Genomic DNA, 16,565 nt, shown 5'->3' on the forward strand with positions numbered 1-16,565 from the left:
TGAATTATTATACGTTAGCGGTTCCTCTTGCTGCTGCGATCACTTCTTCAGAAATATTTGAAGGCGTTTCAGCATAATGTGAAAATTCCATAGTTGATGTTGCACGTCCTGAAGACAAGGTTCTCAATGTTGTAACATATCCGAACATTTCAGAAAGTGGCACATCAGCTTTTACAACCTTTGCACCTGCACGGTCTCCCATGTTGTTTACTTGTCCACGACGACGATTCAAATCTCCTACAATATCACCCATGTTTTCTTCCGGAGTAATTACCTCCAGCTTCATAATAGGCTCCATGATCACTGCCTTCGCAGCTTTTGCAGCATTCTTGAATCCTAGCTTTGCAGCCAATTCGAACGATAACTGATCGGAATCCACATCGTGGTAAGACCCATCGGTTAACGTAACTTTCATTGCGTCTACTTCATAACCAGCCAACGGACCGTTGACCATGGCCATTTTAAATCCTTTCTCGATAGAAGGGATAAATTCCTTAGGAACGTTTCCACCTTTGATTTCAGAAACAAATTCCAATCCGGTAGTTCCTTCTTCAGCGGGCTCAAGTGTAAATACAATATCTGCGAATTTACCACGACCACCAGATTGCTTTTTGTATACTTCACGGTGCTGTGCTTTACGCGTTACCGCTTCTTTATACTCAACCTGAGGCTGACCTTGATTTACCTCTACTTTAAATTCTCTTCTTAGACGATCTACGATGATATCTAAGTGAAGCTCACCCATACCAGAAATAATGGTTTGTCCGGAAGCTTCATCGGTACGTACTTGGAACGTTGGATCTTCTTCGGCCAACTTGCTCAATGCCATACCTAACTTATCAACATCTGCCTTGGTCTTTGGCTCAACCGCAATACCGATTACCGGATCAGGGAAGTCCATACTTTCCAAAACAATTGGATGTTTCTCGTCGGTCATTGTATCACCGGTCTTAATATCTTTAAAACCAACTGCTGCTCCAATATCTCCGGCTTCGATATAATCGATAGCGTTTTGCTTGTTAGAGTGCATTTGATAGATTCGAGAGATACGCTCTTTCTTTCCTGAACGATTGTTCAAGATATAAGATCCTGCGTCCAAACGACCTGAATACGCACGGAAGAATGCCAAACGACCTACAAATGGATCGGTAGCAATCTTAAATGCCAAGGCTGCGAAAGGTGCAGTTACATCCGGCTTACGAAGTTCTTCTTCGTTCGTCTCTGGATTAATCCCTACAATACCTTCTTTATCTACCGGTGAAGGCAAATAACGACATACCGCATCTAATAGGAACTGAACTCCTTTGTTCTTAAAGGCAGATCCACAGATCATTGGGATAATAGACATATCCATTACCGCAGCACGAAGTGCAGCATGCACTTCATCTTCAGTAATAGAATCTTCATCTTCCATATATTTTTCTAGCAAGTTCTCGTCATAAGCAGCCACTTCTTCAATAAGCAACCCTCTGTACTTTCTTGCCTCTTCTTTCATATCTTCAGGAATATCTACTACATCGAAAGTAGCACCCATGGTTTCCTCATGCCATATGATAGCACGGTTCTTTACCAAGTCGATAATTCCTTTAAAGTCTGCTTCGTCACCAATGTTCAATACAATTGGCACAGCATTCGACTTCAACATATCTTTTACCTGCTGACATACTGCCATAAAGTTAGACCCTTGACGGTCCATCTTATTCACGAATCCAATTCGAGGTACTTTATAGTTGTCTGCAAGACGCCAGTTAGTTTCCGACTGTGGTTCTACACCATCAACGGCACTAAACAAGAATACCAATCCGTCCAAGACACGTAACGAACGGTTTACCTCTACGGTAAAATCTACGTGACCAGGAGTATCGATGATATTAAAGTTGTAATCTTTTGTCTCTTCTGTAGGTTGAGCGTTCTCTAATGGGAACTTCCAAGTACAAGTTGTTGCAGCCGATGTAATCGTAATACCGCGCTCTTGCTCTTGTTCCATCCAGTCCATAGTTGCAGCACCATCGTGCACTTCACCTATTTTGTGGCTCACTCCCGTATAGTAAAGGATACGCTCTGTTGTGGTGGTCTTACCGGCATCAATATGCGCAGCAATACCTATATTTCTTGTAAATTTTAAATCTCTTTGTGCCATTTTTTAGAATCTGAAATGTGAGAATGCTTTGTTTGCTTCGGCCATCTTATGAGTATCGGTACGCTTTTTAACAGCTGCACCTTCTTCTTTAGCCGCTGCTAAGATCTCAGCAGCCAATTTCTGGGCCATGGATTTTTCGTTTCTCTTACGCGCGAAAAGGATCAACCATTTCATCGCAGTAGATATCTTACGATCCGGACGTATTTGCATCGGGATTTGGAAGGTTGCTCCTCCCACACGACGGCTACGTACTTCTACGTGAGGCATTACATTAGAAAGGGCATCTTTCCAAAGCTCTAAACCTGTTTTTTCGTCGTCTGTTTTCTTTTCTTCTACGATATCAATTGCATCGTAGAACACTTTAAAAGCCACCGATTTTTTTCCGTCCCACATCATGTTGTTTACAAAACGTGTCACCAACTGGTCGTTAAACCTCGGATCTGGTAAAAGCGGTCTTTTTTTGGCCTGTCTTTTTCTCATGTCTTCTCTTTAAAAGTTTTTAATTACTTCTTTGGGCGTTTTGCACCGTACTTAGATCTACGTTGTGTTCTACCTTCAACACCTGCGGTGTCTAAAGCTCCACGAACAATGTGATATCTAACTCCCGGCAAATCTTTTACCCTTCCGCCTCTAACCAATACTATCGAGTGCTCTTGTAGATTGTGACCTTCACCAGGGATGTATGCGTTTACTTCCTTACCGTTTGTCAACCTTACACGCGCTACTTTACGCATCGCAGAGTTTGGTTTTTTAGGTGTGGTAGTATATACACGCGTACACACTCCTCGACGTTGAGGGCACGAATCTAAGGCAGCCGATTTACTCTTCTTGGTTATTTTGGACCTTCCTTTTCGTACTAATTGTGAAATTGTTGGCATATAAAATATGTTATTAAATATAAAATCCCTCTTTTTAAGGGCTTGCAAAGGTAGAAATAAAAATCAATTAATCAAACGTTACCAACTTAATTTTCAATGCTTTTTTATTATTTTGAAATTCAGATATTAAAAACCACATTGAAACGTTAATTTTACAACCCAAACACCGCTCCTTTTGAAGGCATTTTGCTATCTTTTTTTATACCTTAATATATATACCCTTTTTTCTTCGGAAAGTGTGGCGCAAGAATTACAGCTCTCGGTAGAGGGTGTCACACCTATCACAGAAGCATTTCGTGACTCCTTGGATTTTAAGCAAAACCACCCCAATTTCGAGTCGCTAAAACAAGAAGCAGACACCTTACTGCAAAAGGTGCAACGCATGGGATATATTAACAGCGAATTGCGTACGCTTCAAAAGCAAAATGACAGCCTGTACACGGCTCGTTATTTCTTCGGAAGAAGAATCGATTATATTAAGGTATATTATTCCGAAGGAAGTTTCAGAAAAAAAGAACTGCAAGCAATAGCTTCCGAAGTACAGCCCGAATATTTTACACTTCCATTCCAAACAGCAGAAGCTGCCTTGCAAAAATTAAACAGTTTTCAAACGGCATCGGGAAATGCCTTCGGAAGATTACGCCTTTCAGAAATAACCGCCAACACCCCCAACTCACTCCAAGCACAATTAGTGCTAGTAAACGGATCGCAACGAACCATAGATGGGATCGTGATAAAAGGGTACGAAAAGTTTCCGAAGTCATATTTAAGATATTACGCCGGCATTAAGAAAAAAACCCTCTTTAACCAAAAAAAGCTAATCGCACAAAACGAATTGCTTAACAGCCTTGGATTTGTTAGCACCTTAAAACCACCGGAAGCATTATTTCAAAAAGATTCGACTACTGTCTATTTTTATCTTCAGAAGAAGAACTTCAACAACTTCGATGGGATTTTGGGATTTGCCACCGATGAAGAAACACAACGCGTTCAATTTAACGGCTACTTAAACCTGGAACTAAACAACAATCTCAATTTTGGAGAACAACTATTGATCAATTATAAAGCCGATGGTGATGAGCAAGTAAATTTTAGGGCCAAGACAACACTGCCTTATTTGTTCAACACTCCCTTTGGACTCGCATTAGAGTTAAAGATCTTTAAGAGGGACAGTACCTTTGTCACAACAGACCAACAAGCGAGATTAACTTATCAAGTCACTCCTCGAAGCGCTGTATATGCAGGATACAAAGGATATGAATCCAGTAATTTACAAGACGAAGTGCTCGTAGGCAACCCAGTACAAGATTATACGGCCAACTATATTATCGCCGGAGCCGCATATGAAAAGCCGCAAAACAGCAACTTGTTTCCAATAAAGACCACCGCGGCGATAGACACCGAGATTGGAACCCGTGAATTAAAAGACACCCAAGAAGATCAAATTCGTCTTTTGTTTACCGCCAATCACATAATAAACTTAAACACAGAAAACTCACTGTATATTCAAAATACCACCCAAGCATTGTTAAGTGACACCTATCTTACGAATGAATTATTTAGGTTCGGCGGCATTAACAGTATTCGCGGATTCAACGAGAACAGCATAGACGCCTCTCTATTCTCGGTATTAAACACCGAATATCGCTATATGTTCAATCCTGGGCTATACATTCATAGTATAATTGATCTGGGCTATTTTGAAAATGATATTATGGAATTAAAGCAAAAGCTTTACAGTTTTGGAATCGGACTAGGTCTACAGAGTAAAGCAGGACTATTTAACATCAATTTTGCCAATGGAAATAGGGAAGGCATGAATTTTAATTTTTCGAATACAAAAATCCATATTAGCTTAACTTCTCGATTCTAAAAAAACTTAGTAATAGCTTAACACCAAGTTTAAAAAAAAACCAAATTTTAAGTTTAAAAAGTTGTGTAATTAACTTTTTATTGTGACTTTTGGCATTGGCTAATTCAAATAATTTATAAAATGAGAACAAAGTTTAGTGGAATTTTAACGCTATTACTAGCGTTAGTTGTGCAACTATCGTTTGCGCAAACAAAAACGATTACAGGTACTGTGACGGATGACCAAGGTCTTCCATTGCCCGGTGCCAACGTAATTATTAAAGGTACCAATACTGGTACTCAAACAGATTTTGATGGTGAGTACTCCATCAGTGCTGCTGTGGGTGAGGTTTTAACATTTAGTTATGTTGGATTCGAAACTCAAGAAGTTACTGTAGGTGTTCAACCTGCTATCAACATCGCTCTACAGCCTGGTTCGGTACTCGAAGAGGTGGTTATTACCGGTTACGGTAATAGCAAGCAAGATGTATTAACATCGGCTGTATCGCTGGTAACAGCAGAAGAACTAGAGGAGTTAGTTTCTACAACCTCTGTGGATAACTTACTTCAAGGTAAGGCTGCGGGTGTACAAGTAACATCTGCCAATGGTAAACCAGGTTCTACCGCATTCGTAAGAATTCGTGGTACGAGCTCACTAGTAGCAGGTGCATCTTCACCGCTATATATAGTTGATGGAGCGCCAATTGATGAGCAAGACCTTAACGCTATACCAAACAATGAAATTGAGAGTATCTCTATCCTTAAGGATGCAGCAACAACTTCTCAGTACGGTTCGCGTGGTGCGAATGGTGTAGTTGTAATTACTACCAAAAAAGGTAAAAAGAACCGAGACGCAACAATTCGTTTCAGCTCTCGATATGGTGTAGCTAATAGAGCTAATACCGATATCGATATTATGACTGCTGAAGAAAAGCTTCGCTATGAGGCAGAATTGGCTGCCCTAGTAAACCCAGAAACTGGTAACCCTGGAGTACCGGCAGCTCAAAGTTTGCCTGGTGCAACTGCAACTCCTGCAGAGAGAGCTTTCCTTATTGCCAATGCAGTAGATTGGGAAGAAATCGTTTTAAGAGAAGCAATCATTCAATCTAACAACATCTCCTTTAGTGGCGGTGAAGAAAAAGTAGATTACTTCTTCTCTTTAGGTCATGACAGAAACACTGGTATTATCGATGGTGTTTCCGGATTTGAGCGTTTAAACGGTCGTTTAAATGTTAACTTCAACGCAAAAAGTTGGTTAGATGTAGGAGCAAGTATTGCTTACTCTCGATCTAAGAGTGATGAGCCACGTGATAGAAACAACGTTCAGAACCCGTTTAGAGCGATCTTTGACTACAATGCTTATGAGCCAGAATTTATTTTGGATGACCAAGGAAACGTAGTTTTTGATGACAACGGAGATCCTTTATATAACTTTAACCATACAGGTTTCTTGATTACTGAAGCGATTGCTACGACTCCTGAAGATGAGATCCAGAATCTTACATTCTTCAATTCGTATGCAAATGTAATCTTCAGTGACAGCTGGAACTACAGATTACAGTTCTCATTAAACCACGAGAACTTTAGAAGAGAGTACTATGTACAACCAGGTAACCGTTTAGATTTCTTCGTTGGAGATCCTGACTTCCCTGGAATTAAGACCGACAATGGTTTCCAAGAAGTTGATTACACAATTAGCAACACTTTGAACTATACATTGAACAATGAAGTACACAACTTCAACGCGTATGGTCTTTTTGAATATAACTTTAACGAAGAAAATCGTTACCGCCTTAGTAGTAGTGGTTTCCCATCTGCACAGCTAACAACACAAACGAATGCTGCGCGTATTGATGCCGGAACTACAAACAGAAACCGTTTAACACTTGTATCTTATGGTTTGTTCGCAAACTATGACTTTAAAGAGAAGTACCTTTTAGGAGCTTCTGTTCGTTATGATGGTTCTTCTAACTTTGGTAACGATAACCAATACGGTCTTTTCTACAGTGCGAGTGCTGGTTGGAACGTAGCTAAGGAAGATTTCTTCGCAGTAGACTGGGTAGATGATCTTAAAATTAGAGGATCGTATGGTACGGTAGGTAACCGTGGTGCACTTGGACGTTATGCGTCTCAAGGAACTGTAGGTTTCGGAACGTACCCAGGTGGTTCTTCTACTATTCCTGTAAACATTGCAAACCCTGACCTACAATGGGAGGAAACTGCAATCTTGGATATTGGATTAGAATTAGGATTGTTCAACAACAGAGTAAGTGCAGTAGTTGACTACTTTAAGAAAGAAACCGACAAGCTTTTATTTAACGTTCCTGCTCCAGACGAATCAGGTATCCCTGGATTCTCTATCGCAAGTAACTTAGGTAAGATCGAAAACTCTGGTGTGGAAGTAGAATTATCTGCAGACATCATCAGAACTGAGGATCTAAAATGGTCTTTAGGAGGTAACGTGGTATTCTTAGACAACAAGATTGTTGAATTACCTGACAATGACGGTGACGGTGTTGGTGACGATATCGAGCCAAACACATTTAGCACGATCTTTAGAGAAGGTGAAGAAATTAACGCTTATTTCTTATTGCGTTATGATGGTGTAGATCCTGCAACAGGTCGTCCACTTTATTTAGATGCAGACGGGAACTCAGTGTTCTTTGACGATCTTCCTGAAGGTGAAAACCGTGTATTGCTAGACAAGTCTCCAAACGCTGATATCGAAGGTGGATTCTTTACAACCGTAAACTATAAAGGTTTTGGACTAAGAACTGACTTCGTATACCGATTCGGAAACTACATCAACAACTTCGTAAGAAGTAATGTGTTAAGTGACGGTTTAGCAGTTGATGACAACCAAGATGTTGGAGCATTCAACTACTGGCAACAACCAGGTGATACAAACGTACTACCTAGCCCGATTTACGGTGCAAACGCACAACAAGCTTCTGACCGATTCTTAGAAAAAGGTGATTTTGTGAGATTACGTAACGTAACACTATCTTATACTTTCCCAAGAAGATATTTAGATAGAACACCTTTTAACTCGATTCGTATCTATGCTCAAGGACAGAACTTATTAACTTTCACAGATTTCTTCGGAGATCCTGAGGTTGGTATCTCTTCTGGTGAGACGATTTCACAAGCAGCTACAGTTGCTCCAGGTGAAGCTACACTATATAGCTACCCTACTTTGAAGTCTGTTACTTTTGGTATAGATGTTAGTCTTTAATAAAAAAAATGAAAACAATGAAAAACATATTAATTAAATCAATTCTTTTCCTCTTCGTAGCAGGAGTAGTAACTTCTTGTGATGACGAATTGGATCAAATTCCCTTTGACTCTTTTGCGACTGAAAACGCATTTGTCACTGCGGCCGATTTTGAAAATGCCATTCGTGGTGCCTATTCTGCCTTAAACCGCGGATCGTACTACGGAGGAGCTTTTCTAGCAAACCCAGACGTTCTTGCAGACAATGTAACATTCTCTCGTAGTGGACGTGGAACTAAATTTACAATCCACAACTGGCAGTACAACGCAGCTACAGGATACAGAGGTCTTTACCAAGACACCTACACTGTAATTTACCGTGCTAACCAGATCTTAGAATTTATTGATGGATTTGATGGTGACTCCAAGAATAACATTACTGGAGAAGCTTTAGCACTTAGAGCACTTGCTCACTTTGATAATGTAAAAGTATTTGCAAAAATACCTACACAATCTGGTGACGCAAATGGAAGTTTAGGTATCGTTTACAAAACTGAAACCGATCCTTTAGCACAAAACCCAAGACAACCGGTAGGTGAAGTGTACAACTTAATCGTTCAAGACCTTGTTGATGCATATGCTTTGATAAACGCTTCTAATCCTGATGGCCGTATGGGCAAGCAGGCAGTAGCTACAATCTTATCTAGAGTATACCTATACATGGGTCGTTACCAAGATGCTGTTGATGCAGCGAACCTTGTGACTGCTCCTATCGCACCAAGAAGTGACGTAGTTGGAGTATGGACAGATGCAAATACATCTGGATTAGTATTCTATATCCCTAACACTAACGAAGGATTGAACAACAACATTGGTGTACAGTGGAGTCAGGGTAGCCAGACTGCTTTAATTCCTGAATATGTTGCTTCTTACGAATTAGATCAATTATATGATGCCGGAAACGACATCCGTAAAGAAGCTTATATTTTCGATGGAACTACAAACTCAGGTTTGGCAGTTAATGGAATTAAAAAGTACTTAGGGCGTGATGGTCAAACTAATGGTTTGGTAGACATCAAGATCTTAAGAGCTGCAGAAGCTCGTTTAAACAAGGCGGAAGCTTTGTATGAATTAGGACAAGAAACTGCTGCAAGAGCTGCTTTAGACGAAGTAAGAACTCGTAGATACGAGAACCCACCTTCTGGAGAGTCTGGAACTGCATTAAGAGATGCGATCCGTCTTGAAAGAAGATTGGAATTTGCTTTCGAATACCAAAGATTCTTCGATCTTAAGAGATGGGGTCTTGGTGTAACAAGAGCAGATTTCGGTGACCTAGAAGATGGAGATGGCACTCCTTCTGATGAGCTAGTTCTTCCTGCAGGAAGTTTCAAATTACAATTGCCTATCGACCAATCGTCGATCATTGTAAACCCGAACCTACAGCAGAATCCTGGTTACTAATCAGAGTAAGCATAAATCTAAAAAGACCGCCCAATGGGCGGTCTTTTTTTTTAACCAAATTGGCCTCTGATTTTGAATGCTACGATTAATGTTAAATTTTATTGCTTTATTAACATATAATTAGCATTTTTGTAGAATATAAATCAAGATCAACCAAATATGAAAACAAAACTATGTAGGATCATTAGCGTGTTTCTGTTACTGGCCACACAAATTGTATTGGCCCAGGAAAAAACAATTTCTGGAACTGTAACCGATAATAATGGTTTACCACTCCCGGGTGTAAATATTATTGTCAAAAATACAACCAACGGAACACAGTCAGACTTTGATGGAAACTATTCAATTGTAGCGTCTGTTGGCGAAACACTGGTGTTTAGTTATGTAGGTTTTACTTCACAAGAAGTGCCGGTGACACAAAACACGAACACTATAAACATCTCTTTAGATGAAAGTGCCGCCGAACTTGACGAAGTTTTAGTAACAGCACTTGGAATTAAAAAAGAGAAAAAGGCGCTAGGTTATGCGGTTACAGCACTAGACGCTGAAGATCTTGAGCAACGAGCTACAGGAGATATCACGAAGATTCTACGTGGTAAAGCCGCCGGTGTGGATGTAATTAATGCCAGTGGACTTTCGGGCGCCGGATCAAGTATTGTAATTCGTGGACTTTCCACAACGGGAGACAACCAACCACTATATGTTGTTGATGGGGTTCGCTTTAATTCGAACACCAATGGAACAGGGTTGTCGGGTACGAGTCGATCCCTTGATATAGACCCAAACAATATAGCTAGTGTGAACGTTCTACGTGGACTTAATGCAACTACTCTTTATGGTGCAGATGGTAAAAACGGTGTGATCGTAATTACTACCAAAGCCGGACAACTTGGAGGTAACTTCAATAAAAAGAATGAGGTTTCGGTAACGGTCTCAACTTTTATAAACGAGATCGCTTCACTGCCCGATTTCACCGATGAAAGAGGTCAAGGGTATTATGATGCTTATTATAATTTCTTCGGAAACTGGGGTGCCACCTTTGGAAGACCTAATTACGGAAATATAGATGCGCAAGGCCAAACTTCGCACCCATACGCATTGAACAGCCCCGTCTTTGTAGATGGCTTTCCAGATCAAGAAGACGCCCGTGTGGATTATAGAAATTACAAGTCACAAGAAAACTTCTTTGAAACAGGCCTAGTAAAAAATATTAATGTTTCGGTTAATGGAGGTACAGAAAACGTAGGTTATAACCTCTCATTTAGTAATTTAGATGACGAAGGTTTCCTACCAGGAAACAAATTAGATCGTAACGCAATTGCGTTAGGAGGTAATGCAAAACTTAGTAACAACTTTAGTGTAAGTTCAACCTTAAACTACGTAAACACTAAATTTACTTCTCCATTTACAGGACCTATCTTTACAGGTCTTTTAAACACCCCTAGAAGTATCGACCTTGCAGGGTTTCCTTCGCAACACCCATTGACCGGTGAGGAAATTAATTTCCAGAACGATGCAGGAGCTTCCAACCCATATTGGTTTGTGAACAATTCTGGAATTAATGAAGAAGTAAACAGAGCTTTTGGTCAAATCTCTACCACTTACAACTTTAGTGACAACTTTACAGCCACCTATCGATATGGTATAGACGTTAGTATTGAACAACGCAAAGTGTTTGTAAATAGAGGAAGTACCGGAGGTGCAAATGTCGATGGTGCGTTAACTACTTCCACAAGAAGACAAACCGTTACCAACCATACGTTACTATTAAACTATGAAAATCGATTTGCAGATGATATGTTTGGTATTCAAGCCAATATTGGTGGTGACGTAAGCCGAAATGAAGAAACATTCGACGGAGCAAATAGTTCGGAACAAACAGTCTTTGGACAATTTAATCATGACTTCTTTACGGCATCGCAAGGATTCAATAGCCAGTTCGCGATCAATCGTCCTGGTATATTCGCTCAAGCGACATTCGATATAGACAATTTCCTATACATAACCGGAAATGCACGTAACGACTGGACTTCTAACTTTATCGACAATTCTCAATTTTATCCGGGTGTAGGTGTCTCGTTTTTACCAACTGCCGCCTTCGAAGGACTAAAAGGTGATGCACTTACGTATTTAAAACTTCGTGCTGGTTACGGTAGTTCTGCCGAATTTAGTGTGCCGGGAAGTATATACCCGACCTCTCAAACAATTAACTCTAATCCGAACTCTTTTGTCACAGCTAATGGTGACGTAATTGCTATCGACGCAATCGACAACAGCTTAGCAAACCAAGAGATTGGACCTTCCCTTGTGGAAGAAATAGAATTTGGTATAGAGTCTAAATTCTTTAATAATCGTGTTACGTTGGACGCAAGTTATTATACACGTACCACTACCGACCTTATATTTAACACCAATTTTGATCCTGCTACCGGATTTACTAACGGACCGCAGAACATCAACGAATTTGAATCTGATGGTATTGAGTTAAATTTAAATGTAAAGGTATTCGATACAGAGAACTTCGGTTGGGACATAGGTGGTAACTTCACCAAAACCGATTCAGAGGTAACGGAACTTGATGTAGATCAATTTCAATTTGCAGGGTCAGGAGAACTTGGTAACTACCTTATAAAAGGACAGCCTGTTGGGATCATACTTGGTTCTATCGTACAACGTGATGAGAATGGAAATTTATTGAACAATGGTAGAGAATACGCCGTTGATCCTGAAATTGCCATCATTGGTGATCCTACACCGGATTGGGTGGCTTCATTCTTTACTGCTATGAATTATAAGAACCTCTCGCTTACAGCGAATCTTCAGTACCGCCAAGGTGGAGATATTTATTCTAGCACAGCACGTTCATTACTAGGTCGTGGTTTAACAACCGATACCGATGGACTTCAAAACGCTGGTTTCATTCTTCCTGGTATTAATACAGACACTAATATGGAAAATGACGTGGTGATTAGTACAGGAGACGCCTACTTCAACCTATACAATAACGGACCTGATGAGTTTGGTATTTTTGATGGTACCACAATTCGATTACAGGAAGTTGCTTTAACCTATAGATTTAGTGATAAGGCCTTAGACAGAACTCCCTTCGGAAATATGTCGATTTCTTTAGTGGGTGAAAACCTATATTTTAAAGCGATCAATATTCCGGATGGATTAAATGTAGATACCAATTCTATAGGAACAGGAGTTAACAGTAATGGTGCAGGTATAGAACTTGGAGTGAGCCCTTCATCGAGGAGAGTTGGAGTAAGTATTAAAGCATCCTTTTAAAAACAAAAAATACACAGTTATGAAAACATATAACAATATAATAACCAGGTTTCTGTCAGTATTCTTTATACTCGCCTTGGTTTCTTCATGTGAAACCGTTGAAACCGACCTGACCGAGAACCCGAATAACCTGAATCCGGACGATGCTTCGATTCCATTTATTTTTAATCAAAGTCAGTTAGCATTCAATAGCTTTTTTCAAAATTTACAGTTTAGCGAAGCACAGGTCACGCGAATGGAGTTAATGCGAAATTCTGCAACCTACGCAAACCAATTTGATGCCGACACATTTAATGGCACATGGATCACGGCTTATGCAAACTGTTTGATTGAATTGAATCAGCTTAAAATGCTAGCTGCCGACCTTGAGAGCGATGAAATAAATGGTAATAATATTATTGCGGCAGCGCAAATTCTTGAGTCTTACATTATCGTTACATTGGTAGATACATTTGGTGATGTACCTTATTCCGAAGCATTACAAGGTGGAAATAACCTAGACCCGGCTCGCGATCGTGGTGAAGATATTTATGCCGCTGCGCGTGTCTTGCTATTAGACGCCATTGCCAAAATAGATGCCGGAGGAAGTGTTGATCTACCTAGCGATTTGTATTACGGTGGAGATATGAGTAAATGGAGAGCTTTAGCAAATTCAATTTTATTGAAATTAGCAGTAAACTCAAGACTTAACAACCCGCAAGCAGCAAGTCAGGCAAATGCAGTGATTAACGGTGGAGGATTTATAAATAACAATAATGGTGACTTCCAATTCGATTACTCAACTTCTGGAGCTCCAGAAAGTCGTCACCCATTATTTACGCTACAATACATTAGCGGAGCGAGTATTTATATGTCTGCTCCTTTTATAAGAAGAATGGAAGACGATCCACGATTTAATTATTACTTCTATCTTCAAAATGGATCTATTTTTGGCCGTGAGCACGGTGATACTAGTCCGAATGTTGCTTCCGAGTTTCGGGACATTACAATTCACGGACTTTATCCTGCCGGAGGAAAGTATAACGACGGATCTACAGGTCCCGGAGCACCTACCGATGGTGCTATGGGGGCAGGTGCATCTATTATAATGACCAACGCTTTTACGCAGTTTTTAATTGCCGAAGCAGAACTTATGCTCAACAATAACGTTGGAGCCGCACGAGCAGCGTTAGAAAATGGAATAACCGCATCTATGGATAAAGTAACAAACTTCCAGTCTGGTGCTATCCCAGCAGGAGCACCGGAGCCAAGTCAAGCTGATATTGATGACTATATCGCCGATGCTATAACTAGATTCAACGATGCCGGCGGAAACCAAGGAAAATTAGATGTGATCATAACCGAGTATTACAAATCACTATGGGGTAATGGTATTGAAATCTATAACAATTTCAGAAGAACCAGTTATCCTTCAGATCTTGCACCTTCTTTGGACCCAACACCGGGAACTTTCACCAACAGTATGTTGTATCCTTCGGTACATGTTAACAACAACAACAGTCCTGATGCAACTCAAAAAGAATCTGTTGGCTTAAAAGTGTGGTGGGCAGAAGGAACTAACTTTAATCTAAATTTCTAAAACATACACCATGAAAAATTATATAAAACTAATTTTAACAATATGCCTTGTGAGTATCGCATTCACAGGATGTGAAGGTGATGACAGCTTTTTCGGAGATCAAATATTTAACGATGACACCCGAGTGCCATACGTTTCAATACAAGATAGAAATGAAGATCTTGAAGATATCGTAGGTAATAATTTCTGGTCATTTCAATTGACAGCCGAGAATGATGGCAACCAAGTGCGTATCGAATATGATTCGCAAGACAACAACATAGTTTCTCACGAAGTGTATGTTGGTTTCGATAGTAACGATTCCACTGCACCGCTCGAATCAGATGTGTTACTAGCCACGATAACCTCCTTCCCTACCGAATTAATTTTTACGAAGGAAGCAGTAGCTAACGCTTTAAATGTACCTGTATCCGATCTTGATACCGGCAGCGTATACTTTAGAGGAAGAAGTAGAGATGCCGATGGAAATGTCGTAGATGATCCTTCTAATTTAGAAGCATTTTTAGTTTTTGAACGACACGCGTACTTTTACGAGTGGCCGTTGAACCAGTAAGAAATAAAATACTTACTTTTATCGCTGATACAGAATAAGCCGTTTTGTGTCAGCGATTTTTTTATCTATGAGCAAAAAAGAAAATACTATTTTTGGAATCTATCCGGTTAAGGAAGCAATTAAATCAGATGTGACATTCGACAAGGTCTATGTGCAAAAAGACTCTGCGAACGACAAAATAGACGCTATTGTTGCGTCTTTGGAAAAGCAAGGCGCTTCTATCAATTTTGTACCGGTCGAAAAATTAAATCGTTTAACACCCGGTAATCACCAAGGAATTGTTGCTATAACCTCCCCTATTTCATTTTATACTTTAGAGGAAATTGTTGAGAAGACATTGGAGAATAAGAAGAAACCACTATTTGTTATTCTAGATCAAATAAGTGATGTTCGAAATTTTGGTGCCATCATACGAACCGCAGAATGCACAGGGGTAGATGCTGTCATCGTTCAGAAAAAAGGAGGCGCCCCCGTAAGTGGTGATACTGTAAAAACTTCAGCGGGAGCGATCTTCAATATTCCTATTTGTAAGGTAGATCATATAAAGGACGCTATATTTTATCTACAAGGCTCTGGTGTAACAACTATTGCTGCTTCGGAAAAAACCGATACCAGCATTTACGAAACCGATCTTAATAAACCCTTAGCAATCATCATGGGTTCGGAAGGGAAAGGTGTCTCTAGGTCGGTATTACAATTGGTAGATGAAACCGCTGCGCTTCCACTGCTTGGTGAGATCAATTCTTTAAATGTATCGGTAGCATGTGGCGCGTTTCTATATGAGACCGTTCGCCAACGCAGGCTTTAATCGTTATTCTGAAGCATCCTTATTCTTCTTAATTGAATAACGAATCACAAATTTCGGGGCCTCTTTCTCTGTTTCCGCTTCATTTTCGATCGAAGGTGCTTTTTCAATGAAATTCCCATCGTCATCAAATTGCTGCAAAAATGGATCTTGCTCCGGATCGTAATCCTCGCGTTCCCATTCATATAATTTCGTTGTTACGGTATTATTCTTAAACACCAAAGCAAATACAACGCCCACAACAAATCCCGATAAGTGACCTTCCCAAGAAATCTTTGCATCGATTGGGAATAAATACCAAAATAATCCTCCGTATAAGAACACTACCACCAACGAGAAAGCAATTAATCGAAAATGATTCGACAGTATTCCTTTAAAGAACAAAAAAGCAACAAGCATATAGACAACCCCACTAGCTCCAATATGCATCGCCGGGCGCGCAAAACTCCATGTAAGCAATCCGGTTAAAAGGGTTCCTAGAATAAGAATACGCCAAGGGATATTTCGGTAAAAATAAAATAATGCTGTAGTTAGGACCAGCATAGGCACCGAATTATTGAATAAATGCCGTAAACTGCTATGTATAAATGGTCCAAAAATAATTCCCCTAAGTCCTTCAATTTTCTGTGGAAGGATCCCCAAATAATTTAAATTCATATTAAAACGAGTCTCGGCCCAATATACCAACCACATAGCGAATACGATCATCAAGGGATAGACGAGCATATGCAATGAAAACGGTAATTCTTTAGATCCGGACATATAACAACACTTTCAAAAAATACACCTAAAAT

11 protein-coding genes are annotated in these 16,565 nt (G+C 40.0%); 7 read left to right on the forward strand and 4 right to left on the reverse strand.

Annotation, left to right across the window (positions count from 1 at the left end; all coding sequences use genetic code 11):
- Window positions 1-7 precede the first annotated feature (7 nt).
- Genes fusA through rpsL form a run of 3 tightly spaced genes read right to left on the reverse strand, consistent with a single transcriptional unit; the run spans window position 8 to window position 3,018 of the window.
- Complete coding sequence (gene fusA, locus DWA30_RS11055) at window positions 8-2,140, reverse strand: elongation factor G (protein ID WP_114492603.1); 2,133 nt, start codon at window positions 2,138-2,140, stop codon at window positions 8-10.
- Window positions 2,141-2,143: 3 nt separating this feature from the next.
- Window positions 2,144-2,620: a 30S ribosomal protein S7 gene (gene rpsG, locus DWA30_RS11060; RefSeq protein WP_114492604.1), complete on the reverse strand. Its 477-nt coding sequence runs from the start codon at window positions 2,618-2,620 to the stop codon at window positions 2,144-2,146.
- A 23-nt stretch (window positions 2,621-2,643) separates the two neighbouring features.
- The gene (rpsL, locus tag DWA30_RS11065) at window positions 2,644-3,018 is read right to left on the reverse strand and encodes a 30S ribosomal protein S12 (RefSeq protein WP_114492605.1); all 375 of its coding nucleotides are present in this window, start codon (window positions 3,016-3,018) and stop codon (window positions 2,644-2,646) included.
- A gap of 175 nt (window positions 3,019-3,193) precedes the next feature.
- On the opposite strand from rpsL, the gene DWA30_RS11070 reads away from it, so the two are divergent.
- The 7 genes from DWA30_RS11070 (at window position 3,194) to rlmB (ending at window position 15,774) form a co-directional block, all read left to right on the forward strand.
- On the forward strand, window positions 3,194-4,891 hold the full coding sequence (locus DWA30_RS11070; protein WP_114492606.1) for a POTRA domain-containing protein: 1,698 nt from the start codon (window positions 3,194-3,196) through the stop codon (window positions 4,889-4,891).
- 120 nt (window positions 4,892-5,011) lie between these two features.
- A complete protein-coding gene (locus DWA30_RS11075; protein WP_114492607.1) occupies window positions 5,012-8,104 on the forward strand; it encodes a SusC/RagA family TonB-linked outer membrane protein in 3,093 nt (1,030 codons plus the stop codon).
- A 17-nt stretch (window positions 8,105-8,121) separates the two neighbouring features.
- Complete coding sequence (locus DWA30_RS11080; RefSeq protein ID WP_114492677.1) at window positions 8,122-9,543, forward strand: RagB/SusD family nutrient uptake outer membrane protein; 1,422 nt, start codon at window positions 8,122-8,124, stop codon at window positions 9,541-9,543.
- 159 nt (window positions 9,544-9,702) lie between these two features.
- Entirely contained in the window at window positions 9,703-12,834 is a 3,132-nt protein-coding gene (locus DWA30_RS11085; protein ID WP_114492608.1) for a SusC/RagA family TonB-linked outer membrane protein, read from the forward strand.
- A gap of 19 nt (window positions 12,835-12,853) precedes the next feature.
- On the forward strand, window positions 12,854-14,413 hold the full coding sequence (locus tag DWA30_RS11090; protein WP_114492609.1) for a SusD/RagB family nutrient-binding outer membrane lipoprotein: 1,560 nt from the start codon (window positions 12,854-12,856) through the stop codon (window positions 14,411-14,413).
- Between the two features lie 10 nt (window positions 14,414-14,423).
- Window positions 14,424-14,966 (forward strand): hypothetical protein, encoded by a 543-nt coding sequence (locus DWA30_RS11095; RefSeq protein ID WP_114492610.1) that lies wholly within the window; start codon window positions 14,424-14,426, stop codon window positions 14,964-14,966.
- A gap of 67 nt (window positions 14,967-15,033) precedes the next feature.
- A complete protein-coding gene (gene rlmB, locus DWA30_RS11100) occupies window positions 15,034-15,774 on the forward strand; it encodes a 23S rRNA (guanosine(2251)-2'-O)-methyltransferase RlmB (protein ID WP_114492611.1) in 741 nt (246 codons plus the stop codon).
- A gap of 3 nt (window positions 15,775-15,777) precedes the next feature.
- Here the strand turns inward: rlmB and DWA30_RS11105 are convergent, their stop codons facing one another.
- The gene (locus tag DWA30_RS11105; RefSeq protein ID WP_114492612.1) at window positions 15,778-16,533 is read right to left on the reverse strand and encodes a rhomboid family intramembrane serine protease; all 756 of its coding nucleotides are present in this window, start codon (window positions 16,531-16,533) and stop codon (window positions 15,778-15,780) included.
- Window positions 16,534-16,565: the final 32 nt, after the last annotated feature.

The sequence above is a fragment of the Candidatus Ulvibacter alkanivorans genome (assembly GCF_003333325.1).
In the GTDB taxonomy this organism is placed as follows: domain Bacteria; phylum Bacteroidota; class Bacteroidia; order Flavobacteriales; family Flavobacteriaceae; genus Ulvibacter_A; species Ulvibacter_A alkanivorans.

Bases quoted from the DNA above. Each gene is read 5' to 3' on its own strand.
- fusA (WP_114492603.1), bottom strand. From the start codon at position 2,140: ATGGCACAAAGAGATTTAAAATTTACAAGAAATATAGGTATTGCTGCG.
- rpsG (WP_114492604.1), bottom strand. From the start codon at position 2,620: ATGAGAAAAAGACAGGCCAAAAAAAGACCGCTTTTACCAGATCCGAGG.
- rpsL (WP_114492605.1), bottom strand. From the start codon at position 3,018: ATGCCAACAATTTCACAATTAGTACGAAAAGGAAGGTCCAAAATAACC.
- DWA30_RS11075 (WP_114492607.1), top strand. From the start codon at position 5,012: ATGAGAACAAAGTTTAGTGGAATTTTAACGCTATTACTAGCGTTAGTT.
- DWA30_RS11080 (WP_114492677.1), top strand. From the start codon at position 8,122: ATGAAAAACATATTAATTAAATCAATTCTTTTCCTCTTCGTAGCAGGA.
- DWA30_RS11085 (WP_114492608.1), top strand. From the start codon at position 9,703: ATGAAAACAAAACTATGTAGGATCATTAGCGTGTTTCTGTTACTGGCC.
- DWA30_RS11090 (WP_114492609.1), top strand. From the start codon at position 12,854: ATGAAAACATATAACAATATAATAACCAGGTTTCTGTCAGTATTCTTT.
- DWA30_RS11095 (WP_114492610.1), top strand. From the start codon at position 14,424: ATGAAAAATTATATAAAACTAATTTTAACAATATGCCTTGTGAGTATC.
- rlmB (WP_114492611.1), top strand. From the start codon at position 15,034: ATGAGCAAAAAAGAAAATACTATTTTTGGAATCTATCCGGTTAAGGAA.
- DWA30_RS11105 (WP_114492612.1), bottom strand. From the start codon at position 16,533: ATGTCCGGATCTAAAGAATTACCGTTTTCATTGCATATGCTCGTCTAT.